The organism is Halomonas sp. McH1-25 (assembly GCF_022348165.1).
Lineage (GTDB): Bacteria > Pseudomonadota > Gammaproteobacteria > Pseudomonadales > Halomonadaceae > Modicisalibacter.
In genome coordinates this window covers 58,266-82,704 of the sequence record NZ_JAKRFI010000011.1, presented here as the reverse complement: position 1 = coordinate 82,704, position 24,439 = coordinate 58,266, and the positions used below count along the sequence as shown (strand labels likewise).

General features: G+C 56.3%; 20 protein-coding genes and 3 pseudogenes. 6 read left to right on the top strand and 17 right to left on the bottom strand.

What is annotated here, in order from left to right:
• Positions 1-2: 2 nt before the first annotated feature.
• The 7 genes and pseudogenes from MHM84_RS20395 to MHM84_RS20365 all read right to left on the bottom strand — a co-directional run bounded on the left by MHM84_RS20395 (position 3) and on the right by MHM84_RS20365 (position 7,421).
• Positions 3-1,109, bottom strand: coding sequence for a beta-ketoacyl-ACP synthase III (locus MHM84_RS20395; RefSeq protein WP_239268742.1), 1,107 nt, complete (start codon positions 1,107-1,109; stop codon positions 3-5).
• Positions 1,106-1,675: a diguanylate cyclase gene (locus tag MHM84_RS20390; RefSeq protein WP_239268740.1), complete on the bottom strand. Its 570-nt coding sequence runs from the start codon at positions 1,673-1,675 to the stop codon at positions 1,106-1,108. Before MHM84_RS20390 ends, MHM84_RS20395 begins: the two co-directional genes overlap by 4 nt.
• Positions 1,676-1,867: 192 nt before the next feature.
• On the bottom strand, positions 1,868-2,278 hold the full coding sequence (locus MHM84_RS20385; RefSeq protein WP_239268738.1) for a hypothetical protein: 411 nt from the start codon (positions 2,276-2,278) through the stop codon (positions 1,868-1,870).
• A complete protein-coding gene (locus tag MHM84_RS20380) occupies positions 2,275-3,312 on the bottom strand; it encodes a hypothetical protein (protein WP_239268736.1) in 1,038 nt (345 codons plus the stop codon). Before MHM84_RS20380 ends, MHM84_RS20385 begins: the two co-directional genes overlap by 4 nt.
• A 1,483-nt stretch (positions 3,313-4,795) precedes the next feature.
• Positions 4,796-5,167 carry a hypothetical protein gene (locus MHM84_RS20375; protein WP_239268734.1) on the bottom strand — a complete coding sequence of 124 codons (372 nt, stop codon included), beginning with the start codon at positions 5,165-5,167 and terminating at the stop codon, positions 4,796-4,798.
• 371 nt (positions 5,168-5,538) lie between these two features.
• A pseudogene (locus tag MHM84_RS20370) lies at positions 5,539-6,194 on the bottom strand (SOS response-associated peptidase).
• A gap of 495 nt (positions 6,195-6,689) precedes the next feature.
• Entirely contained in the window at positions 6,690-7,421 is a 732-nt protein-coding gene (locus MHM84_RS20365) for a hypothetical protein (RefSeq protein WP_239268732.1), read from the bottom strand.
• Positions 7,422-7,799: 378 nt separating this feature from the next.
• On the opposite strand from MHM84_RS20365, the gene MHM84_RS20360 reads away from it, so the two are divergent.
• From MHM84_RS20360 to MHM84_RS20340, 5 genes are all read left to right on the top strand, one after another.
• Entirely contained in the window at positions 7,800-7,979 is a 180-nt protein-coding gene (locus MHM84_RS20360) for a hypothetical protein (protein ID WP_239268730.1), read from the top strand.
• A 374-nt stretch (positions 7,980-8,353) separates the two neighbouring features.
• On the top strand, positions 8,354-8,917 hold the full coding sequence (locus MHM84_RS20355; RefSeq protein ID WP_239268728.1) for a porin family protein: 564 nt from the start codon (positions 8,354-8,356) through the stop codon (positions 8,915-8,917).
• A gap of 235 nt (positions 8,918-9,152) precedes the next feature.
• Positions 9,153-9,527, top strand: coding sequence for a hypothetical protein (locus MHM84_RS20350; RefSeq protein WP_239268726.1), 375 nt, complete (start codon positions 9,153-9,155; stop codon positions 9,525-9,527).
• Positions 9,528-9,661: 134 nt separating this feature from the next.
• A complete protein-coding gene (locus MHM84_RS20345) occupies positions 9,662-10,246 on the top strand; it encodes a hypothetical protein (RefSeq protein WP_239268724.1) in 585 nt (194 codons plus the stop codon).
• 141 nt (positions 10,247-10,387) lie between these two features.
• The gene (locus tag MHM84_RS20340; protein ID WP_239268722.1) at positions 10,388-12,160 is read left to right on the top strand and encodes a methyl-accepting chemotaxis protein; all 1,773 of its coding nucleotides are present in this window, start codon (positions 10,388-10,390) and stop codon (positions 12,158-12,160) included.
• Between the two features lie 63 nt (positions 12,161-12,223).
• Here MHM84_RS20340 and MHM84_RS20335 read toward each other — a convergent pair whose 3' ends face one another.
• The 8 genes and pseudogenes from MHM84_RS20335 to MHM84_RS20300 form a co-directional block, all read right to left on the bottom strand.
• Positions 12,224-13,804 carry a hypothetical protein gene (locus MHM84_RS20335; protein ID WP_239268720.1) on the bottom strand — a complete coding sequence of 527 codons (1,581 nt, stop codon included), beginning with the start codon at positions 13,802-13,804 and terminating at the stop codon, positions 12,224-12,226.
• Between the two features lie 48 nt (positions 13,805-13,852).
• The gene (locus MHM84_RS20330) at positions 13,853-14,002 is read right to left on the bottom strand and encodes a hypothetical protein (RefSeq protein ID WP_239268718.1); all 150 of its coding nucleotides are present in this window, start codon (positions 14,000-14,002) and stop codon (positions 13,853-13,855) included.
• Positions 14,003-14,985: 983 nt separating this feature from the next.
• A complete protein-coding gene (locus MHM84_RS20325) occupies positions 14,986-15,315 on the bottom strand; it encodes a metallophosphoesterase (RefSeq protein WP_239268716.1) in 330 nt (109 codons plus the stop codon).
• A 60-nt stretch (positions 15,316-15,375) separates the two neighbouring features.
• Positions 15,376-17,691, bottom strand: coding sequence for an EAL domain-containing protein (locus tag MHM84_RS20320; protein ID WP_239268714.1), 2,316 nt, complete (start codon positions 17,689-17,691; stop codon positions 15,376-15,378).
• A 345-nt stretch (positions 17,692-18,036) separates the two neighbouring features.
• A pseudogene (locus MHM84_RS20315) lies at positions 18,037-18,190 on the bottom strand (transposase); the annotation flags it as partial.
• Between the two features lie 143 nt (positions 18,191-18,333).
• Positions 18,334-19,659: an adenylosuccinate lyase family protein gene (locus MHM84_RS20310; protein WP_239268712.1), complete on the bottom strand. Its 1,326-nt coding sequence runs from the start codon at positions 19,657-19,659 to the stop codon at positions 18,334-18,336.
• Positions 19,660-19,662: 3 nt separating this feature from the next.
• Positions 19,663-20,655, bottom strand: coding sequence for a TAXI family TRAP transporter solute-binding subunit (locus MHM84_RS20305; protein ID WP_239268710.1), 993 nt, complete (start codon positions 20,653-20,655; stop codon positions 19,663-19,665).
• A gap of 52 nt (positions 20,656-20,707) precedes the next feature.
• Positions 20,708-22,810 (bottom strand): TRAP transporter fused permease subunit, encoded by a 2,103-nt coding sequence (locus MHM84_RS20300; protein WP_239268708.1) that lies wholly within the window; start codon positions 22,808-22,810, stop codon positions 20,708-20,710.
• Between the two features lie 182 nt (positions 22,811-22,992).
• Here MHM84_RS20300 and MHM84_RS20295 point away from each other — a divergent pair, with 182 nt between their 5' ends.
• Positions 22,993-23,712 (top strand): GntR family transcriptional regulator, encoded by a 720-nt coding sequence (locus MHM84_RS20295; protein WP_239268706.1) that lies wholly within the window; start codon positions 22,993-22,995, stop codon positions 23,710-23,712.
• Between the two features lie 63 nt (positions 23,713-23,775).
• On the opposite strand, the gene MHM84_RS20290 is transcribed toward MHM84_RS20295, so the two are convergent.
• Together MHM84_RS20290 and MHM84_RS20285 are read right to left on the bottom strand one after the other, a co-directional pair.
• Positions 23,776-23,982, bottom strand: coding sequence for a hypothetical protein (locus tag MHM84_RS20290; RefSeq protein WP_239268704.1), 207 nt, complete (start codon positions 23,980-23,982; stop codon positions 23,776-23,778).
• 153 nt (positions 23,983-24,135) lie between these two features.
• Positions 24,136-24,336, bottom strand: a pseudogene (locus tag MHM84_RS20285) (PD-(D/E)XK nuclease family protein); the annotation flags it as partial.
• Between the last annotated feature and the right edge of the window lie 103 nt (positions 24,337-24,439).

Below are 24,439 nucleotides of genomic sequence, written 5' to 3'. Positions count from 1 at the left end.
GTTCACTCCTCCACTACGGTCAGGTGCATATACACGTTATTGAAACGGCCGCTCTCGGGGACCATGCAGAGCAGCGTGTCTCCGACTTGGTAGTCCCGCGTGCGGCGAAATTCGTCGAGCATGATGAACATCGAGGCGCAGCCGGTGTTTCCCCGGCTATAAAGATTGGTGTACCACTTCTCTTCGGGAATGGCAGCGCCGGCCTGGGTGAGCATGTCGAAAATACGGCCCCGGAAGTAATGCGAGGAGTAGTGACAGAGAACGTGGTCGATCTGCCTCACGTCGACGCGCTTTTCATCCATCAGGCGCAGCAGACCGTCCACGCCCAGCTTGACGATATTGTCCAGCAGCCGGACATCCTGGCGAATCAGTAACGCCCCGGCGGCCTCAGCCTCGGCATAGGTGGGGAAGTCCTGCCAGGTGCGGTTATCACGGGGATCGCTGGGGTTCCCCACGCTCATGCATACCGGGTACGCGTCGGCATGCGAGATGCCGCGGATCCAGTCGATGCGAAAGCAGACGTCGCGCGGCCGGGTCTCAAGGAGTAGAGCCCCGGCTCCATCGGACAGCATCCAGCGCAGGAACTCGGCATTGAAGTCGACGGATTCCCCCGCCGCCTCGTAGCGGCTGGCCTTGAACAGGCGCGAGGCCAGCTCGCTGGCCACGACCAGGGCATTGCGGTGCTCCCCGACAAGGCATGCGGTGTAGGCCGCCTTCAAGGCCATCATGCTGCTCGAGCAGATGCCATGCGCACTGTGCAACTCGATATCGGCCAGGCCGAGCTCGGCCTGCACCATACTGCCGAAGCCCGGCAGCACCAGGTCGCCCTGGCTGGTGGCCACACTCAGCATGTCCAGGCGCGAGGGGCTGATATACCCCTGCTCAAGACACGCCCGCCCTGCCCTGGCCGCCATCTCGCTGTTGCTGTACAGCGTGTTGTGCTCAGCATCGATGGCGTAGTGACGCTGCAAAATGCCATTGGACTGCAGGATGCGACGCTTCAGGCGACTCCGCTTGCCATGGACCTGGCCGAGGACCACCTCGATACGCTCGTTGTCCACCGGCTCCCCGGGCAGGAAATGCCCGCTACTGGTGATGTAGACGCTCATAGCCACACGCCCCGCTTGGTGAGCGCCTGGCGCAGGCAGCGCAGGTTCTCTTCGGCATACGGCGCTACGCACAGCACACCCATGAAGGTCAGGTAGAACGGCAGGTAGTCCTCACCTCCATGGGGGGCCCGGATTGGCTCCAGCGTCATCTGTCCCTGCCAGTCGAGTGACACCAGGTCCAGCACTACCGGCCAGTTGATCACGAAGATCATCGCCAGCATGTACAGGGGCAAGCTGCCCAGGTAGGTATGGGCATGCATCTCCCAGACACTGATTTCCCGCTGTGGCGTCGCGACATGAAGATCCAGGTGTGCCGCGACTTCATGCAGTACCCACGCGACCAGACAGACCAGCAGGACCAAAACGTTCACGCGGTACACCAGGCAGAACAGGATCGGGATGGCGATCTGGATACCCATCAACGAATGAATCAGCGATTCCTTCAGGCCAGAGGTGGCCTCGATTTTAGAGGCCCGGTGACAGCACCAGTCCACGAACCCGGCAACCCCCCACAACGGCAGGAAAACGTAGAGCAAGACAGTGATCAGCAGCGCATGTGTGTCCATGGCCTTATCCTTGGTTGGCACGGAGAGGGTCTGCCCGCCGGCGGTGGCCAGAAAATGCCGTGGCGGATCTTGAGTTAAAAAACAGCGTTCGATAACTATAACGGAGCGGCGCCTCGTTGCAAAGCACAGGGAACGATCTTGAGATTCTGATGTGACAACGTCACAGAGAAACGCCTGATGGGATTGCTGCTTTCACCTGGCTCGCGGCAGTTCCAACGCAACCACATGCTTGATGCCGGCACCGCTGAGTGTTTCACGCACCGGCTCTAGCCACGGAGCAGGTAGAACGACCATCCAGGGCAATGCGCCCAGCGCAGGTTCGCCGGCAATCAGGTGTATCAGACGGCTTTGTAGCACTGCGACCGTAGCCTGCGACAACAATGGCAAACCGTTCGGTACCGATACCACAGAGGCAATCCGAATGGCGCTATCCTGTGGAGAGCCACTCCTTTCAGTGTCGCGGTGTGACAGGGTAAACACTCGGTCGTGTCGCGACACCAAGGGCCACAAGCTCAGCAGATCGGCACCATCGGCCACCACGAAGCAGGCACTCGGTTGGCTATGGGTCTCAGCATCGAAGGACGCCAGCGGCATGGCCATCATGTAGGCGATTCCGATGACGAAGACGTCGCTGCATCAAGCCCCTTTTCACGCTTGGACTTTTCCCGGGCCCGGTCGGTCATTGCCTCGTCGACCGCCACCTTTTGCAGAGCCATGCCTTCTGACAGGCCTCGGGCCATCCAGCGCAACACCCGCCTGGCCCAGGCCGGATCCCGGTCACGCAGAGACGCCGGCAATGACGGCAGTTCGAGCACTCGCAACAAATCAGCGGACTTCATCCGCGTATAGTCGTCGCGCCCTGAGCGCAACTGGGCATAATCGCTGACCCCGGCCTTACCAGCGAGACTCTTGCGGACCAGGGCGGCGATCGGCTCGGCACGAGGCTTCGACGGCACGGTTCCTGATGGTAAACGGACCAGTGAGCAGGATCGTACGTGCGCTCGATAGCTTTGATACGTTGATGCCTGGCGCAACTCCCCCTGCGACCAATCATGCAGCATCTGCACCAGCGATTGTGACGCGGCCTCGGCAGCCAGGGGTTGGCAGAACGGCACATCGGTGCTCAGCGTGCCATTGGCAACAGCGAAGCCGGCCGCCTGGGCGACCTCCTCGAGCTCACGCGGAAGATGGCGTGCCGTAACGAATGCCTTGCGGTACGCCCCGCCGGCACTGGAAGCCAGCGTCTCGAAGCCCTGAGCATTCAATGCCCAGATCGCGTTAGCCAAGGGGCTATCGACTGTGATCGTGGCCTCTGCCCTGGGAAGACTGATCGACTGTTGAATGACTGGGGTCTGATAGGCCGCAAGACAGTAGAACGCGTCGACTTCTCGGCGAAAAGCGGAGTTGTGCTGGTATAGGCTCCAGAAGCGCTGCAGCCAAGGGGTATCGAAGTCCCGAAGGAACAGCTGAAACGTGCCGATCAGCAGCTGGGGCGCTTCAGTGCGCCCGGCCTGGCAAAGGCTGACGTCGACCTCCCCCCTGCCCTCCGCGACCTGGTCGGCATACACCACGAAGTTGATTTCGGCGGGGTGGCCTTCGATCTGTCCAGCCCAGGTGTCGCTGGCAAGAACTTTCATTTGAGTTCTCCACCGGTAATAATGCTAGTTTCAAAAAACGATAACGGTATAAATGGACTTCTACCCGGCAGGCTCACCGACGACTCAGGCGTTGAGGCCGGCAGCTGCGCAGCATGAGGCCAACGTGCGGACGCATCAACCTATCGGAAGGAATAGATACTCGCCTCTCTGATCCCTTGCCTTTCGCATGCATAAGGCCAGCCGGGAACCAGGCCGGCGGCATTGCGTCACGATACCGCCACAGATGGGCAGCAAATGGCTTGGACTGACAAGCAATGGCAACAGATAACATGCGAGAGACTTCCCCGGAAACGAATGCCTGCCATGCTAACGGTTCCCTGTTCAGGACTGGGTTGTCCTCGACCCGATAATGGACGCGACTATCACGGTGAACCGGAGGGCATGCCGGCTTGCATTTTTCGTGACGAAGGTAGACTCGGCGCATGTCAAACAGCCAGGGAGTTCTGATCATGACGTGCTTGTCGCCACCTTGTGCACGGCGGAGAGGGGTTGGACCAATAAAGCCTCAGGGGCCAGCCAGCTTCCACTTGATTACCACCTGTGCCCAGCGCAAGCGGCTCGCAGCCCCTCCAGGGCTCTGTCTGGGCGAGGAACACCCCAGCGAGTCCGCAGCGCGACGTTTCCGCTACTGGAGAGACAAGCTCCACGCCGCGGCTCAGTTCGAGACTTCGCCCGCGCATACGCTGTACCAAGGTGCCCATTGGCAACAGGTGCGCCAGCTGCTCGAAGCCTATCCAGCGCAATTGCATGTACTGTCAGCGGGACTGGGATTGCTACAGGGTGAGGATCGTGTTCCAGGTTATCAGGCTACATTTTCCCCAGGGCACCGAGATAGCGTTCCAGGCAACTCGGCCGACTGGTGGCGCTGGCTCTGCCGATCCCGCTTACCGGGCCAAACAGGGCTGCGCTCGCTCGCCTCGCTCATGCACGCCGCACCCAACGATAGCTACCTGATCGTTGCTTCACCCCCTTACCTTCAGGCAGTGAACGAGGATTTGAGGGACGGCCTGCGAGGCCTGGCTGATCCGCGACGTTGCCGCATCGTGACGTCACGCACGAAGCGCGACTTGGCCCTTGCGCTGGCTCCCCACTTGATAAGCAGTCGCAAAGCGATGCAGGCCTGGCTGGGGGGTGGGCTAACTTCACTGAATATCCGCCTGGCTCATCACCTTCTGGAGACAGGAGAGTTGTTTCAATCCACAGCAACTCCCGTGACCAACGGGTTGCACCCGGCTGACCATCAGCAAGTCCTTTCTGATGCTTCAGAATAGTTGTGCTAGTCTGCACTTATTTTATGGAAAGGTTAGGCGCTTAAAGATTTAGCGGGAGTGCATATTAATACAACAGCCTAACCAGATAAGTAGAGGAAAAAACGGTGCCCCGGAAATACCACGTAGGTTAATGGCATATCTCTTGGCTCATATACTCTGTGGGCCAGGGACAGCATTCTGCCTCCTCTCGCTCACATAGATTCGATGTCAATCACGTATCCAACAATTGGATATCCAGCTGCACGCGCGGCACGCTCCGCTTCCAACTGTGCATCCAGGCGAGAGATACTACGGGACTCATGGATAAATTCTTCATCAAGGGAAATTTGCTTCTTTCTTACGGCGAGTTTGACACGCAAGCCCTTCTGGGTTTGTCCGACACTGCTTTTTGTGGGCTTGCGTTTTACCGGCTTGGCTACGGGTGGCTTGGTAACGGAGCGTGAACCTGCAGGCTTGCTTATATATTTTGTGGCAATTTCTCTTTCGTAAACCTGTTTATCCTTAAAGGCTTCTAACTGATCTTTCAACGCTGATTCAAAATCGTCAATATTATGATCTGACATATACATTCCTTCTGCTAGTTTATTTCTGACTACGCGATACGTGCTTCACGCCAGGCTTGGTCTCAGGCCCTGTCGTGCATCCTCGTAGGATGTAGCACATACGAAATAGTTCCCAACAATGCGAGGCCGACCTCTAGCCAGGGTAACGTACGGCCTGACTAGTGATCCGCTGTCCGGATCGCACATTATCGCTCCTGACGCGCGAATCTACCAGTTAGTTATCCCGCCGGAAAGCCTCAGCCATGCCATAGCCTGCTCGTGACACAACCCCTGCAACAGCGATAACATGTCCACAAATCCCCCATGCGCGTAACGGCAGTCATGTCACGACGCAAAGCGGGATCATGGCGAGCACCAGGCTGGCCACGGTATCATAGCGGATTGATCAACGCCTTATCGCCTGGGCCACTTGGCCGGTTTACCTGAGTGGAAACTGGCCAGTGAACAATGGAATCAGCCTTTACATGGTGCACTATATGCCGGATCGTTTCTTTCTCGGCCAGGTCAGGACTAAGCCATGAGGCGAGACTCTCCTCGTCGAAAGTCAGTGGCATCCGATCATGAACTTCTCGAGAGACGCCCCGGGCCGGCTCGGTAATGATGGCGCATCCTGGAGCGCCATCAGCCCGATCGGCAAAAATACTACGAAAAAGAGTAGCTGCCGATCATCCCGGGTTAGGAAATGAGGCTGCTTGGGTGACGTCCCCTTGAGCCACTCATACCAACCATCAGCCGGAATGAGGCACCGGTGTTTCTGAAAGGCGCTGCGAAAGAATGGCGACGTTGCCACGGTTTTAGCTCGCGCATTGATTGGCTGGCGCCCTTTGCCACCAGTCCAGCCGGGTTGGTATCCCCACCACATGTCCACTACGGCGGGTGGGCTTGCGTCGTCTGACTGGCGGATCGTTGTCACCCATGTTACCGGCGACACATTGTATCGAGGGTTCTGCTCGTTCGCTGAGGCTACCGCCCCTGCTCGAGGAGCCCAATAAGGGCCTGGTAAGAATAGGACATAACGTCCACACATGGTGCCTCCGTGCCTTTGTCGTGACATGAGTCAAGCCTAGTCTGATTGGGGTGATTTTTTATCCGACCAATGATCATTGCATTCACGGCCATTGCCAGGTTGGCGAGTACAAATTTCCCAAGAACTCCTTACCGGTCGACCAAGGCGCTGGCCGGACGATATGCGGCTGACCCGGCTTAGATGACCTCCTATTTGATTTTCGGACCGAGGCTGAACGCGTAAGCGAATCCGCTCTGGGCAACTCCAACCGATAACGTCAGCGCTACAACACACAAGGCGAAGCCGTGGTACACGTTGCCGTGTACCACCTTCGATCGGCACTGCCCCTTCCAGCATCCCTATGCTCAAAGCGTTCGGGTCCAGCCCAGGATTTCAATTCAAGTCCGTCCTCCTTGGCAAAGGCGGCTATAGCTTATCTTTGCTACAGATCCCGTGCAGGAGTAACTCGTAAAACCACGACCAAACGCCAACCGGAATTTGTGTTTATCAAGGTTTTTAAATATTACTTCGCCAAACCTTCGAACCGGTTACAGACCTAATGAAACCTAAGAACCGTAAATTCTCAGCACTTCCATCAGGAAAGAAGGAAGCAACCGAGAATGCGAACTCAGGCGTCAGCCAATAGCAATTATTATCCCAATCATATTCAGAGAGAAGTCCTTCCCTGCCCATATTTCTATAAGTAGCTGCTCTTAACAGCAAATATGTGAGAAAATCACGAGACACATGGTTAGACTCAGGGTAAACAGCATTCCATGCTTCGCTACTGCTGATGCTTTTATCCTGTACAGGATGCGGCGGGAGGCTAGATGTAAATTTTTCTATTTTAGCCTCTCCTTCCTTTAGCCCTGCTTGGTACCCCTCATCGATAAATTTATCTCTTATCTTTTGTTCCTGGGTGGTGGCTCCGTATTCGCACCCCCTGTTATAGATATCCTCTTCGTAGCTTTTGAAAAAATCTTCAAATATATTATCTAGCCATGCTACATATGCCATGCTTAATAAAGGTGAAAAAAATAATCTTGGTTGAGAGCCAGTCGTCTCTTCTACATGTTTCAAATCACCTGGGTTTCTAACAACCTCTACTCCTACTATATTTTTTGCGGCTTGGCCATCAAGAAATACGTCCGGCCTAAAGCCGATATTTTTACCAGAAGCCCTATGAAGGTCGCGAGCAGAAAAAAAACCACGGCTGCTTCTTTCTATGTCGATGCCATTAATTATCAATTCTTTCCTCCTTCACGTCGTTAGTATTACCGCTACATCCCGTATTTTTGCCATATATTCTGCAATATTTCGAGGGGCTCTGATGAGCCCCCTAACCTCTGTGGTACTTTATCAGGTCTACTCGCGAGGATTAAGTTAAATGCTAATAACTTCAGCGCTTCCTTTTGCCTAGCGGTGCGGATGAGGCGATTTCATAAGCGTTTTGCAAAGCCATTCGGTCACCATTGCAGTGCTGCTCCCTGGACTATCTGACCAATCTCCAAGGCTGATTATAAAAGGCACGCTTAGCCTTAAGCCTAAGGGAATGTAACTGCACCGTTTTCAGAACATGGGTAGGCTCAAAGGACAACGATATAATCATGACGCAGGGAAATCGGTATGGGACGCACCATCTTGCTAGGGCTGTTGCTCATCGGGACAGTCATGCTGTTTATGACTATCAATGCCTCGCCGACCCAGGCACAGGAAGAACCACTAGCCGACTGGGACATGCACCGGGAGATCCAGAATGCATCTGACACCGAGAGAAACCCTTGGCGGCGAGGGTATGATGAGTGACGCTCACAACGGGGCTCTCACTGGTCTCTAAAGGGCCTCGGCAGCCTGTTATCATCGCCAATGTCTCGCACCACCCGGCGAACGCCTCCCTGACCCGTCTACGATCATCCAAGCCATGATGGGGCGCGCCGCAACATCTGCCCATGGTACTGGAATCCGATTCTTCGCAGCCTCATGCATAGCCTCTCTCTGCTATGGGGAAGAGATAGGCGTGCGTCAAAGAGACATTGCCCTCCCGATAGACATCACTGGCATCCGAATCCGGCGCCAGCACAACCACCAGGTATGCCTCCCGGCGGTAAAGTGCTATCCGACAGCGCTGTCTGTCCTCCCGGCTTGAGCCGGAGAGCCATCATCATTCAACGGGAACGACAATGAAACAAACGACTCTGCTGGCCGGGCTTGCCGCCGCTATCTCGCTTTTTACCCTGTCTGGGGTCGCCCAGGCCGTCGGCCTGGATGGACTGTATTTCGGGCTTGACGCCCAACAGTGGCAACTCGAATACGATGGTCTGGACGACGAGTACAAGGACACGACAGCCCGGATCCGTCTCGGCTATGACGTGAGCCGCTATTTTGGCATTGAGGCCCAGCTGAGCGGTGGTGGTTCGGATACCCTTACCTACGGCCCACTTTCCGATGAGCTCGAGCTCGATTATCTGGCCGGGCTGTATCTGAAAGGGGTGCTACCGGTGAACTCCGACTTTCAGATCTATGCGCTGGCCGGTGTCTCGCACGCCAAGGCCACCGAGACGCTGACTTACGGGAATGCAACCTATCGTGCCAGTGACCGGGATTCCAATCCGGGCATCGGCCTTGGCGTCGAGATCGATGTGAATGAGTTGTTCAGCCTGAACGCCGATATCATGCGCCATTCCATCGGTGCCACTGACTATGACCTCGATACGTTCGCCGGCGGGTTTAACTACCACTGGTGAGTGAGGCTACGTTCCAGGGATGCACTCACCATACTGCTGCTCATTCCAGCCTTCTGGCGCCCAGTCCTGGTTACCCATGTCCTATCACCCGTCACTTGCTTGCATGTGTTCACGTCGTGGTAGGGACTATATCGCACAAGCGATACTGGCAATGCAGAGTCTGACTGCGTTTGCAGATGACGCGATGCGCTCTGCTAGAGTGGATCTGACGAGAATTCGGTAGTAAGGAGGCAGAGTGGTTTCGACCAAGGACGACTATCAGAAAGCGCTTCTCAAGCTTCGCGACGAGAAGCAATTTCGCAACACCCAGTACCTTGCCCTGTTACGCGCCCAATACGCAGCACCGGCACATACCATCACGGCCACGGAGTTGGCGCGGGCGGTCGGCTATGAGAACTACAATGCCGCCAACCTGCACTATGGAACGCTGGGCCGCGAGGTGGCTAAAAAGCTGGGGTACGAGCCGCCCAAACGAAGCAATGGCGAGCCGATGTGGTTTTGGACGCTATCGACCGGTAACGAGGTGGTCACCAACCCCGATGGCCATTATGAATTTGTCATGCGTGCTGAACTGGCCCAGGCCTTGGAAGCAATGAGATGGGTGAAATAATGAGCCGGCCGTCAAACATGAGGCAGTGCAGGCGAGCCGTTGCCCGAGACTGCTTGGACGGGACCAGTTTTTGGGTAGATGGAGATCCATGATCCCCTGACGCCATAGGTGTAAGGAGGCGGCACATCATTGCGGTGAGCTACGTTTTTCTCCTGCTGACAGTCTCCACCGCACTGGGTGTGGCGTTGCTGTTTGCAGTGGACAAGGGCAGCCGCGTGCTGTTCAGGCTTTGGCGATGGTTGATCCATCGCCTGGGGCCAGGCGTTTTTCCGTCAGCCTGGGGCATGATGAATGGAGTATTACCGCTGGCCCTGTTGTCGCTGGCCATCGGTGTCTGGCTAGGCCTGGCCGTCACGCCGGGCATGGCCAAGCTGGCGCCGGGACCGATCGAAGACGTCGATCGCCTGGCCAGCGGCTTCACGCTTGTCGGGATGATCGGCTGTGGGCTGCGCGGGCTGCACTATATGGCGTGTCGAACCTTGGAAACCGCCGCGCCAGCCCCGCCATCACCCAAGCCAGCGAGCAAGACTACGCCGACTCAGCGAAAGCCCCGCCGAAAAGCCCCTGGTAGCCAATCAGGCAAGACCGTGACGCAGCCTAAGGCCCGTCGGCGATCAGCCCCAACGACAACGCAACGCTCCTCTGCACCTTCGCGAAGAACAACCCGCAAGGGCAGCAATGCTCAAAAGAAGAACGCTGGCAATAAACCGGGACGTTGATGCCCTTCTGAGACAACCACCGATAGGTCGGGCGCACTGGCAATCAGGGTCAATAAGGATTCAAGACTGCACCTTCAATGCCGATATGTAGAAAGCGTTTCCATAACGGAGCGTCTTCACAACATTTCGCCTGGAGTTCCCGTGACAGCCCGTTCCCTCAAGCATCGCTTCCGGTCGCTCAGCTTGCAGACCAAGGTCCTCTGTCTTGTCCTGATTCCGCTGGTCATTGTCACCGGCACCTTGGTGTCGGCATCGCTATTCGAGCGAATGAAGGACACCCAGACCAACCTTGCCGAACAACGTGGCATGCTGATCGAGGATCGCAAGGCAGCGGTTCGCAACGTGATTGAAACCGCCAAGACGGCCATCGCCCCCATCGTGGCCGCGGCCGGGCCCAATGACACCGAGGCTCAGACACGCGCTCGCGATGTGCTGCGTTCGATCCGCTTCGCGGGCGAGAACTACATTTTCGTCTACGACTATGCAGGCACCAACCTGGTACTCCCCCACCAGCCGCAGCTGGAGGGTACCGCTATGCTCGACAAGCAGGATCCCAACGGGAAATACCTGGTACGTGACATGATTGCCATCGCCAAGAAAGGTGGCGGTTTCTATCAGTACGGCTGGCCTCACCCCCGTACCGAGCAGATCGAACCCAAGTATTCCTATGCCGCCGGCATCGAGAAATGGGGCTGGATCCTGGGGGCCGGAGTCTATGTCACCGATGTCGATGAGGCCATGGCCACGCTCGAAGCCGCCGCCCAAGCGGAACTGCGTCAGATCATCGTTGTCTTCGCGGTGCTGGGTGCGGGAATGCTGTTGGGCGTCGCGGCCATTGCCTTCCTGCTGGTTCGTCGCACCGTAAAGCCGATCCGGCGCACCGCCGAAGCCATGAAGGACATCGCCAATGGCAAGGGCGATCTGACCCGGCGCCTGGCTGTGGTAAGTCATGATGAGGTGGGCGAGTTGGCCATCCAATTCAATGCCTTCGTGGAACGTATGCAGCAGACCTTGCGTGAAGTGCGCGTCAGCACCCGCAGTGTCCATCAAGCCGCCGGCGAGATCGCCCAAAGCAGCGAGGAGTTGGCGTCACGCACCGACCAGGCCGCGGCGAACCTGCAGGAGACCTCTGCCTCCATGGAGGAGATTACCTCGACGGTCAATCACAGTGCCGAGTCGGCCCAGCAGGCCAATCAGCTGGTTCAGACAACAGCTGATGTGGCCCGTCAGGGCGAGACGGCGATGAACCAGGTCGAGCGGACCATGGCCGACATCAACGCGTCGGCCGAGAAGATCAGCGACATCATCACCATGATCGACGCGATCGCGTTCCAGACCAACATCCTGGCGCTCAACGCTTCCGTCGAAGCCGCCCGAGCCGGCGAGCATGGCCGGGGCTTTGCGGTCGTCGCTCAGGAAGTGCGTACCCTGGCCAGCCGCTCGAGCGATGCGTCGCGGGAAATCCGCATGCTGATCGACACATCGTCCTCGCATACCCGTTCCGGTGCCGAGCTGGTGCGCTCGGCCGGCCAGACCATGCACGATATCGTCGAGAGCGTGGGCCGGGTGACGGATGTGATCTCCGAAATCAGTGCGGGGGCGAAGGAACAGAGTAGCGGGATCGGCCAGATCAATACGGCCGTGGCGGAAATGGACACCATGACCCAGCAGAATGCCGTCATGGTCCAACACTCCTCCTCGGCAGCCAGCGAGATGAGCCGCCATGCTCAGCGCCTCAACCGTCTGATCAATTCGTTTGTATTGGGAGACGATCAACCAGTGATTGATTCCCACCGGGGCGAACCTTCGGGCAAGGGGCGTGAACCTCTGCGGCGCCCTGCTATCGGTGCGCCTGCCGCGAGGAAGCCGCTGGCCACACAGGCGTCAGTTGAGGAGGAGTGGGAAGCGTTCTAATCAGCACCTGATGTGATTGGCTACGCCTCCTACCCGCCCCGGCCACGTGCCGGGGCGCTTTTTTTACAGGAGAGGGTAGTTCACCTGTGGTAGTCCCATGAGCCCGTAGACCCATTTCAGGTTGTCAGTGGTGGGCTCGTCTTCACGAAGCCAGCGAACCGATACACCAAGATAGCATGCCCACAAAACACCTTTCTTAAATGGCCGCCATTGGCGGGTCTTTGCCATCACCTCGATATACTGGTTCACGAGCAGGTATTGGTACTCACCGGCCGTGTACTTGGCTGCGTCGAACGCCTGCTGATAGTGAGTCGCCGCCGAGGCAAAGTCTTCGGCGCGATAACAGGCGACACCCCGCAGCCAGTGCAGAAGCCAAGCGAGTCGGGCAGCCACCTCCGCCTGGGCCATGTCCGCCTCATACGCATCAATGGCCGCCGGGCTGATTTCAGGATCCTTGCGCAGCGACAGGCCACGCTCGATCAGCGCCACGATACCTACGGGGGGTGGCTGGCACCAACGAGACACGGCATCCAGAGGCACTCGTGCCACATAGGAACCATACGTGCTCTCAATCCGCTTCACGAGCGACGGATCTGGTTCGCCTGTCAGGCTTGTATGGTGTCGTAAAATTTCCGAGGCGCTTTGCCGTTTGGCCTCGAAGAAAGCCCAAAATTGAGGTGCCATTTTCAGCCCCAATAGAACCTGAGCATTCTGCTCCTGGCCGGGGCCTATCTGGCCTCGCTGCTCCTCATACTCTCGATTGAAGTCGTCGAGCTCCTCGTTCATCCAGGTGGCATATACACGGATCTGTGCGCAGAGTTTTTCCAGAAATGCCTGGCCAAACGCTTGGCTGATAAGAGAAGCGGCCATGGTCGCCATTCGGGCAAGAACTGCGTGGGTCACGATGGCATCCTGCAAGGGTGTATCGATCGGGTTGCCTATGGCCTCCTGCACTTCGAAGGATGTTTCCAGGTTCTGCATCAAGTTGCCCAGGGAGGGTATGCTTTCGCCTCGCTGCCAGTTCCTGGCCGATTTCTCGTTGCGCCACTCATGGGTATCGGGATCTTGTCCTTCGGGACTCGGCTGCCTATGGAACCCCACCAGGGTCTGACCACAGGATTCATAGGCCCAGCGAAGCACTTTACTCAACGGCGACACCTGGCGCCCCGCTTCTGAGGTAGGCAGGAACCAGAAGGGATCCGGCGGCCGGATGGGTTGAATGACGAAGCCCAGAGATTTCAACCATTCCCTCATCAAGCAACGTGTGCCTTCGTCGGCCAGGTAAGTCACCAGTAGAAACCTGACCGAGTCCCGCTTGGACATGAAAGTCCCTTGGGTTTTTACCAGGGATGCATACAGGCCGTATAAGTCGTTGATCAGGGCCGTCAGCTGACTGGCCCGTACCGGACAGCGGATAGCGTAGTCCAGGCACTGTGCTAATAAGGCGAACAACTGATCGACGTTGGGTTGCAGCTCCCCCCTCTCCTTCGCCAGGCGCTGAAGGCGGGTCTGATAAGTTTTCTTCTGCTTCTCGGAAAAGCCGGTTGGCTCCTGCTGGGCCTCATGCTTCCGGGGCATCACCCCAGTGATATCGAACAAGGTCTTAACGAATTCACCGAGTGTGGGAAGCGCGTAGTCTGTCATGGCGGCATGGTGTCCTGAGTCCGTGGGACGTCCCTGTCCCCTAGGCTGTCACTTTCCGGTGGACCGGTTCTCTTGAAGTTGCTTGCTGTGGTTGCCGTTAGCCTTGGCATTCTTCATGTTTTGGCCGTTCGTGCCCTTGTTGCGGTTCAACGTATCGGCACGATCGCTCAGTTGCTCACGAGTTTTCCGGTTTGCCATGGGTACGCTCCTTAAGGTGAGTGGCAGGAGCAAGGCTATCGTTCTTGGGGATGCCCGGCGAGGTCAAAGTTGGCGACGCGATTTGGCAAACTCAGGGCAAGAAAAAAACCCCAACCAACACGGTTCGACGAACCGGTGGCTGAGGCAAATACGCAATACAGGTGCTCCGGCACAAGCCGGGGCGTGACGTAAAGGAAGGACGAACCCATTGGGCACGTGTACTGCAGACGTCACAGTCAGTATATCGGCAACATAGATAGCCAATTAAGCAAATAGACTTATTTGTTTTATCTAATTTTCTCCATCAGCAATAATTAGTACATTAAATGTCACAGAGAAATATCTGTTAAGAGAAAAAGTTGATTTTTTATTTTCCTCCCGGCACTGAAGAATAAGAGAAAAAGGGTATCCGGATGAATTGGTTGATGGACGTCGATGAGAGTATGAAGCTGGGGGCTTGGCGCGTTTGAATACCTGGGCTAGAGCTGTCTCTTGAACAATGGTTCGTACCAAGGTCATTTCACTTCGGGACTTAAAGACTAGAGGCAAAGAGCGCTTCAGCGGAGCTAGCGCATGTCATGAGTAGTTACCTCAATAACCAGGTCGGGTGAGTACAGGGGCGGAACGAACTCGCCGGGATAGCCTCCAGGGTTGGCGATGACACGTGTTCCGTTCACATTGAGATTCACGGGCTCGTGCACATGGTCGTGAATCCAAAGATCCATGCGGCCCATCAGCTGCGGGAGATGGGACGCAAAGGCCGGGGAGAGTGAATCACCTCGGTAGCGTGAAGGAATACAGTCCGACAGGGGCGCATGGTGGCTGATTACTACTCTCGGCCCCCTGAATGGCCATGATAGCTCCCCTTCCGCTTTCCGCCGGAGTAAACACCTCCCCGTTCGGCTGCTCTATGATTCGGAAGTCCGGCATCAGGCCCTGCGCCCTGGCCTCGGTGAGCGAGGTAACATAGCCGGCTGTCCGGCCTAGAGGGCAAAGTCGGTCCACAACGTGGTGCCATGAAAGCGCATGCCGCTCAGGGTCAGCGTGCGATTGTCCAACAGGTGGATGCCCAGCCGCGTGGCTTCGTCTTCTAGTTTCCGCCGCAGCGTCGGCATGGCAGTGCCGTAGAACTCATGGTTGCCGGGGACATAGAGGATAGGCGTACCGGCAAATTGGTCCACTGCCCAGTTCAGTCCCTGAACGCCCGAGTGAATGTCACCTGCCAGAATGACAATATCGGCATCGGGCTGCGGTAATGCTCGTGGTTCGTCGAAGTGTTCCAGATGAAGGTCCGACAGTATCCTCAAGCGCATCTTGCGTTTCTTTTGCAGTGCATGCCAGTGTGCGTGACGCGGTTAACGAAGGCTGGATCGTCAACCGCTCAATCCGGCATCTTCATGCGCCGTTGAACCGAGTGGCCCAGGCCGGTGTACGCCAAACCCTTGCGCAAAATCGACGCCCAGGGAGTCCAGCAGCGCCAGGATGCGGTCATTCTCAACGTATTCAGCAACAGTCTGTATGCCCATTACGCTGGCAACCCTGGCAATGGCTTCAACCATGGCACGGTCCACCCTATCGTCGACGATATCTTTGACGAACGCGCCATCAATCTTGAGAAAATCGACAGGAAGATTCTTTAGGTACCCGAGCGACGACATACCGCTGCCGAAGTCGTCGAGCGCGAACCGGAACCCCAATTTTCGCAAGGCGTGAAGAAGCTGGGCGGTCTGCTTAAGGTTGGCCACCGCCATCGTCTCGGTGATTTCGAAACAGATTCGCTCCGGTGAGATAGCATACTGCGTCAGTTTCTCCTGCACGAATGCCAGGAACTCGTTATCGCCCAGTGTCGCGCCTGACAGGTTGATCGAAAGCGTCATCCGGTCACGCTCGGCAACGGGCAAGTTCTCGGCGTAGCGGAACACTTTTTCCACGACGTAACGGTCAATCAGCGGCATTAGGTTATAGCGTTCGGCTGCCGGGATGAATGCCATCGGTGGCACGAGGCTGCCATCCACTTCTTGCAGTCTTACAAGAACCTCCCACCGTTGTTGGTCACTGTCGGCTCGGATCGGGGCGATACGCTGTGCATGCAGGATCAGGCGCTCCTCGTTTAGCGCCTCCCGCAAGCGGCCGATCCAGCTCATCTCACGCAGGCGAGACGATAACTCATCATCATCCGGCGAATAGACGTGTACACGGTTGCGGCCCTTCTCCTTGGCCAGTAAGCAGGCGGAGTCCGCCGTGCTTAGGATCTCCTTAAGCGTGTATCCCTGTCCAAAGGCCACCAAACCGATACTGACCTGCACGCCGAAGCGGAGCTTACCCCAGCGGAACTCCAGCCCCGCCGCCAGCTCACGCAGCTCCTCGGCGATGTGCTGGGCGTAACCGGCCGACGCCACCCTGAGCAGCAGCCCGAACTCGTCGCCACCCAGACGCGCCAGGATACTCCCCGGAGGGGTCCATTCACTCAGTTGCGCACTTAGATAGCGAAGCAGCTCATCACCAGCGGCATGACCGCACGTGTCGTTAACGACCTTGAACTGATCCAGATCGAAGTAGAGTAGGGCATATTCCGTTCCCGTTAGTGACGCTTCCTCGAGCCAGTGATTGACGCGGCTTTCGAACTCACTCCGATTGACGAGCCCGGTTAGGGCATCATGACTTGCCTGATGCTGGATCTCGCGGGCCAGCTGGTGTGCCTTGGTGACATCATTCCCTTGAACGAAGATGCCTGTGATCCTTCCTTCTGGGTCGGTGATCGGCTGGTAAACGAAATCGACGTAAACCTCGGTATGCTGGCAGGCCTCCGGCAGATGAATTCGAACCGCTTGGCCAACAAAGGGCTCGCCTGTCGTGTAGACACGATCCAGCAGCTCATAAAACCCTTGCCCCTCGAGGTCGGGAAGCGCCTCTCTGACGGGCTTGCCTAGTAGGTCCTGACGGCCGACTATCTGTCGATAGGCGGCATTCGCTAGCTCGAATACATGTTCGGGGCCGCGTAGCACGCAGACGAAGCCAGGCGCTTGCTCGAACAGTCGTCGCAGATGGGTCCGTTCGGCCAGCAGTGACTCATTGGCCTGCTGGACATCCTGGGCATGACCGAACACATACCTGTGCAGGTCGTCTCGGCCCGAGACCAAGGGATCCCGCGTCGCCTCGGCATTCAGCTGTTGTCTGAAGCGCTGCAGCTCGGTGACATCTGTGGTGTGATGCAGAATCATTGCCACGTCGCCGCGGGCGTTGAGAATGGGGATGTTCGTCGCGCTCCAATAGCGATCCTCGACTTTCCCCGTCGATGTGGCAACAATGGGGTAATGTAACAGCGTCAGGGTATCGGGGCAGCGCTCCTCGAGTACGCGCTTGAACGAGGCGCGTAACTGCTCGACGCCTGACAAATCGGCGAGGCCGGGAAACACCTCGAACACGTCGCGACCAATCAGCCCTTCGCGGAGACGACCCGTTGTCCGCAGATACGCATTGTTGGCCTTAGTGAGTACAAGCTCTGGCGATAGCAGCAGATAGGCGTTGGGTGAGGCATTGAATATCGCTTCGAAGCCCAACTGCGATATGGCCGAGTCTGGATATGTCATTGGTTCCCTGTAATCCCGCATGCGCCGCCAAGCCTGACAGTCTGGACCATTATCCTCTGCTTGCGTAATTAAGTTAACGTCCAAGGCCGTGGCTTGCATGCTACGCGGGACAGTTCTGTATGCAGTCACTACCTACCAAAAGATACCCGCCCAAGATCGGCGAAAGGAAACAACGATCGACGCCGACGCAAACGCCAGACTTACGCGGACAACTGTGTGGTCTCCTCCTGTCGCAGGTAGCTTATCACCGTGCTCATGCTCCCGATGGACATAACAATGGAAATGCCTTCCATGGGATTGTCAGTCACATAGAGAGAGGTAACGGGCTCATCACCGATAAGGGCTTGGCTAGGCGTCGAGATAGGTGTAGCCCATGGTGGCCGTACCTGGCGGCTTAACCCAGACCATGTGTCGTAGGCTTCCATTTTCCCCTACGCTTATCTGAAAAAATATCCTGAGACAGCGTTCGATGCAGGCCAGCGTGACCATGGCGTGGTAAGTTTTTTGCCAACTTGCCGAAGCGCGTACAGAGTTGCCCCTCCTCCTGCAACCAGCCAAACAGACGCTCTATCATATTGCGACGCCGATAGCGCGGTCGTCGAACAGCTGAAGGCATGACAGGATACGTTCGAGTGTGCCGTCTTCTCGCCATTAACGTAAGTGCTAGTGGATCGTATCCAGTGGTTGTTTCCGATTCCCGAGACGGGACGCTTCAATGGCTTTGCTTCCTTGCTGGGCGTTTCATGTCACTCTGGAGAGCACGCGGTCAACCATACCGGCGAGTGCACTTTCTAGGCTCGCTGGTCTAAATATATTATCAGGCATATGAATCCCAGCCTCGCGCAACGCTTGTTTGAGGGTGAGCCCCTCTTCGTCGACGACCCGCTGGCAAACGTCACGCAGGACATGGTGTGCCTCGATACGCCCCACCTGTTTGGCTAAGTGCAGCATGGCCGCTTCAGCATAGGCTAAGCCTTTCGACAGGTTCACGTTATGGGCCATGGCACCCGGCTTCACTTCCAGGCCCTGCACCAGCTCCACTGCCAGGGATACCGCGCCGGCCGTCTCCGTCATTGCCGCTACCAGGGCGCGCCGCTCACCATAGCCATGGCCAATGGCACGCTCATGATCCTGCAACATGGCATCTAATACCCGTGCCGGGCAGCCGCGAATGTCACGGGCGGCTTCGATGATCGCCTCGCAAAGTACCGGATTCCGTTTCTGCGGCATGGTCGAGGAGCTCCCCCGGCCCTCGGCAGCCGGTTCGCACAACTCCCCGACTTCCGTTGACATCATATGCGAGATATCGACAGCAATTTTGCCTAATGCAGCTGCGAGGGAAGCCAAGGCATAGACTACATCTGCCATACGGTCACGGGAGACATGCCAGCTGATGTCGGGCTCCCTGAGCCCAAGTTTGCATGCCAGTCCCGCACGTACGGCCAATCCCTGTTCCGGCAACGAAGCTAATGTTCCTGTTGCGCCGCCAAACTGCACGACGGAAGCTGCATCAAGCGCGTTCACTAGCACGTAGCGTCGCCGTATCAGTTGGTCCAGCCAGACTGCTGCTTTAAATCCAAAAGTGATGGGTACAGCGTGCTGGAGCTTGGATCGCCCCACCATCAAAGTATGGCGGTGAGCGACGACTAGCTCGGCCAGTAGTGACTCAAGCTGTCCAAGGTTCTGAAGTATTATGTCACCAGCCTCACGCATTTGTAGCGCTTGGGCCGTATCCATAACATCTTGGGTAGTGGCTCCATAATGTATCCATTGCCCTGGAGCACCGGCCCGTTCGGCCAACTGTTCTACTAGAGGGACAATCGGATACCCTACCCGCGCTGCATCACGATTCAGCGCCTCCAGATCCAGTGCGTTGAGTCGGCAAGTAGCCTCAATGAAGGCCACTGCTCCCGAGGGAATGACTCCCAACTCACTTTGTACTTCCGCTAAGGCTCGTTCGAATGCCAAGTACGCATCGACAGTCCTTTCCTCACCAAAGATGGCGGCCAAGCGCAGATACTCCTCATTTTGCGATAGCAGGCCCGAGGCCGACGATGCGAGGCTCATACGTTATTTACCCTCTTGCTGTGGCTGGATACTGTCGGGAATCTTGACACCGATCTCCTCGTAATAACGCGCAGCGCCAGGGTGGAGAGGAATAAATGTGTTCTTGACGATGTTCTCGGCCAGGGTGTCCTTGGCAGCGGAGTGGGTAGAGCGCATGCGCTCATTATTCTCTAATACCGCCTTGGTGATCTCGTACGCCAACTCCTCTGACATGTCGGCGTCAGCGGTCATGAAGTTCCACATGGCTACCGTTTGCAGATCTTTCTTTGGAGTTTCGTAGGTTCCTTGAGGAATGGTAAATTCCACCGCATAGGGGTTTAGCTTGAGGATTTCCGATTGCACCTTGTCCGACATGCCGAAAATCACAACATCCTGAGTATTTTCCAGCTCCGACAACGAAGGGTGAGGAATACCACCTGCCGTGACGATGGCATCCAAACGTCCGTCGGCGAGCTGACTGGCCTGGTCACCTATCCCTCCATATTGCAGGTCTGCATCAACTCCCATGTCCTCAAGCCAACGTGTCCAGTATTCGCCGCCCGTGCCGGCTCTTGGCCCCGCTCCCAGACGCTTACCATTAAAGTCCTCAATTGAGGAAACATTGGCGCTAGCAGGTGCAATCATCTGAAAGGGCGTCGGATACATGGCAAAAAGCACACGCAAATCATCGTACTCCTGCCCGGCCATTAAGCTCAGTTCACCGTTCATAGCTTCGTAAGCCGGGCCTGAAGTCACCATGGCCAGTTCCGCTTGGTTACTTTGCAGCAGGACTAGATTTTGAGCAGGCCCTTGTGTCTGGCGGGTGGAAGTAGGCACACCAACAACGTCACTGACCAATTGGGCCACCCCTTCGCCATAGATGGCATATACTCCACCCGGCGAAGCAGTAGAAACAGTTAGTGAGGAAGGGCGCTCCTGTGCCGTGCCAGACAAGCTAGCGAGCGCTATTGCAGCAGCAGTGACGCATAGCGTTAAGCGTGATTGGAGACGTACCATAGTATAATACTCCTTCGTTGTTTTTGGTGTTGCATGGTCTGGATAAAGATAACTAATCTGCCGCTTTAAATGACGGCCCTTCTCTACGCCGACTCCATAGAATCAACACAGCCGCAAGGACGAAACCCACAATATCGGTAAAAGGGCTCGACCAGAGCAGCAGAAGCGCAGCCACGGCTGCGAACATTCTTTCCAGGGCGCTTGCCCTGCCATTCAATTGGCCCTCCCCTGCGACTGCAATAAAATAAATCGCTATCAGCGCCGTGCTGAATACGTGCACGGTTTCCAACCAGCTTCCCATCAGAAGGATTTCGGGGCTGGTATAGAACATGAATGGCAGAATGAAAGCCGCCAGCCCGAAACGCATGGCGCGTATAGAGGTAGGCCAAGGCTTTCCTCCTGCTATTGCAGCTCCCGCAAACGCCGCAATGGCAACAGGTGGGGTGATAGCCGAGATGACAGCACAATAAAACACAAACATGTGAGCAGCCAGAGCCGAGATGCCCATCTGCTGAAGGGCTGGCGCTACCACGGCGGCGGCTATGGCGTAGGCAGCGGTAGTCGGCATGCCCATGCCCAAGATAATGGAAATGATCATGGCTAGTAGGAAGGCCAGCTCTTGGCTATTCCCCGCTGCGGTTAGCAGTAACGAAGAGAAGCGTCCTCCCAGCCCAGTGAGACCCAGCACACCGACAACAATACCGGCACAGGCCATGACACTAATTAATTGCAGTGACTTTCTGGCGGAGTCTCCCATGCCTAAATAGGTCAGCGCCCCAACGGCTCGAAATGCCTTGGGAAGCTCCCTGACCCGCCCCTGAAAAACGGCGAAAATAATAATCAGACCGGCACTAAGCAGTGTCGCAATGGCCCCCGCAAAGTTGATCTGTATACCCGTCAACGGCAAAAGAATAAAAAGCGCCAGCGGCAATGCCAGCAATGTAGAGCGGAATTTCAGCTCGCGACAGAGCATCACCAAAAGGGTCGATGCCAGCCCCCAGGTTCCTGCGGCAATAATCGAATACCCGGACATTAGCAAATAAAGCAGCACCACCAATGGGAGCAGCATGAACATGTCCCGTACCAGTTCAGGGAACTTGGGTAATTCGGCTCGCGATATGCCCCTGAGCCCCAACCGCAAAGCCTGACGGTCTACGGTCAAGAAGATGGCAATATAGAACAGCAAACAAGGAAGCGCCGCTGCCAGAATGATTTCCGAGTAGGGAATCCCAGTTATTTCAGCCATGATAAATGCCCCGGCTCCCATGACAGGAGGAGCCAGCTGCCCTCCTGATGATGATGCAGCCTCTATAGCACCGGCACTTTCACGCGGATACCCAACACGACGCATCATGGGGATAGTAAACGTCCCCGAAGCCACTACGTTGGCTACAGCCGATCCGGATACCGTACCAAACAGCAATCCCGAGAAGACCGAGACTTTACCCGGCCCACCCCGTGCGCCTCCAAATAATGCCATTGCAAGGCGCATAAAGTACTGTCCGGCTCCGGAGGCCTGCAAAAATACGGCAAAGCCGACAAAGAGAATGATGTAACGGGATGATGCCGCCACGGTCATGCCGAATATTGCTTCTTGGCTATAGAGAAATGAGAATAAATTATCCGCCTGGAAGCCTGAGTGGTGTAGAACCCCCGGTAACCACGGTCCCACGAAGACGTAAGACACGAATACTAGCGCGATGATCGGTAGCACCAACCCAGAAACCCGCCTGGCAAACTCTAGTACCACCAGCGTCCCCAGGGCACCGCAGATAAAGTCTCCCGTGGTGGTGATAACCCCGGTACGCATAATCAGCTGATTAAGGTTGACGATGATGTAACCGCTACAGCCAACTGCGGCTATGGCCAATAGCCAGTCTGGCAAAGGTACCCGAGAACGGTTCTCGCCTCGCCACGCCTTGAGTCCCACGAAGGCGATGACAGCTCCAAGATTGACGTGCAATGCCCGGTAAACCCACTCATCGATTGCCCAAAAGTTCAGCACGGCAAGATGAAACAATGCATAACCTGCCGAGAATAGAGTCAACGCTCCCATTAGCCATGGCGATAAAGTGCGGTCATATCCTTCTGCATCCAATTCGGCGGTTTCATCATTCACCGCCGGCTCCTGTCCGTTCTCTTGATTGTTATTCATGTATCTTCACGCCTTGGCGTCTCCTGCTTGACCTATGCCAGAAGTCCTAGAATGCGGTAGTTCTTCTGTGCACTCCATATCTTGTACGGACAAGTACACTTGTACGAATAAGTAGCAGTCAGCTAGGATAACTGTCAAGTAAGCAATAAGATCAGCTGGCTCAAGAATGCGAAGGCAGGGGAATGAAAAAGCGGTACACCGATGTAGCTCGGCGCATCATGCAAGATATCCGAGCCGGGGGAATGCAGGTGGGCGACCCAATGCCGAGTGAAGCCGAACTCTGTGCTCGTTTCGGCGTGAGCCGCTCAACCATCCGCAGCGCACTTTCACAGCTACAAACCTTAGGTTTTGTAGAGCGAAAGCAGGGAGCGGCGACTCGTGTAACCGCCACTCAAGCTGCGCCGACCTACGTTCATGCCATGATGGCCAGTAACGACCTGCTGCAATTCGCTGGCCCTTCTTGGCGTAAAGTACAGAGCATTACCCCCCTCATCGCCGACGAGGAATTGGCATCGCAGCTCGACAAGCAGCCGGGAAAGCATTGGGTCCGTATCAGCCAGACTCGACATATCGAGAGCCAATCCGCCCCTGTGGGATGGACCGATGTCTACCTGTGCCAACGCTATGCTGACATCGTCAGCGAAATTCCCGAGTATCCCGGACTAATCTATACCCTACTAGAAGAACGTCATCAGGTATTGATTCATGAAATACGCCAAACTGTCAGCGCCGTGCCTGTGCCAGAGTATCTTGCCGAAAGACTAGATGTTGCGACAGGTGACCATGCGTTACGCTTGACCCGTCATTACCTAGACGCAGAAGGAGAAAGTTTGCTCATATCTATCAATATCTTACCTGCCAATAATTATCGTTACGAGATAAGACTTATGCGTCAAGGCTAGGATTTTTTCATCCTAGAACTGGAGATTCGCTGAATTCATCGCTCGGGCAAAATGCAGCACTCCTCACCGTATATCCTGCGCGGCCAGTAGGTTGTCGCTCAACAGGAGTGTGTCCGCCAAGGTGTCCCTGTGAGTGGCATACATGTTTTGCCCCGTTAACTCAGCGATGAGCTCGTGATACTGCACATGGCTTTCGCGTAGTGGTGGATGCTGCGCCGCCTTCTCGGTACAGCGGACCAGCCAGGGTATCAGGTGCTGCTGATAGGCCATCGGACGGTCGGCTCCAGTTCAGCGAGATTCCCGAGGCTGTAGGAGGCCGGCTGGCGCCCTTCCAGGCTCAGGATGATTACGCGGACCTGCTGATACCCTTGGGCTTGCAGTGTCTGGTAGTACGTCACAAAGCTTGTTTTCCTGATCCGCCGCCTACAACTTATTCTCAATCAGGATGTCCTGGCGATGGACATTGGCGATCAGGATATCGATTCGCTGCGTTTCCGCCGTGACACGCCCCCTCCAAGGAAAATCATCAATCGAGATCGGCTCTAGGAACAGCTCAAGCAGCGCCAGGCCCATCTCATGCGCATAAGGATTCAGCAAAGCTGCAATAAATCGTGAATGCAGCCCGACCTCATCAGTTGTCTTTGAACTAGCTCATCCCACGTCAACGAGTTTTTCTCCGCGGCTTCAAAGAGGGGCACGCTGAAAGCGGCCTGGCGCCAATTACCAA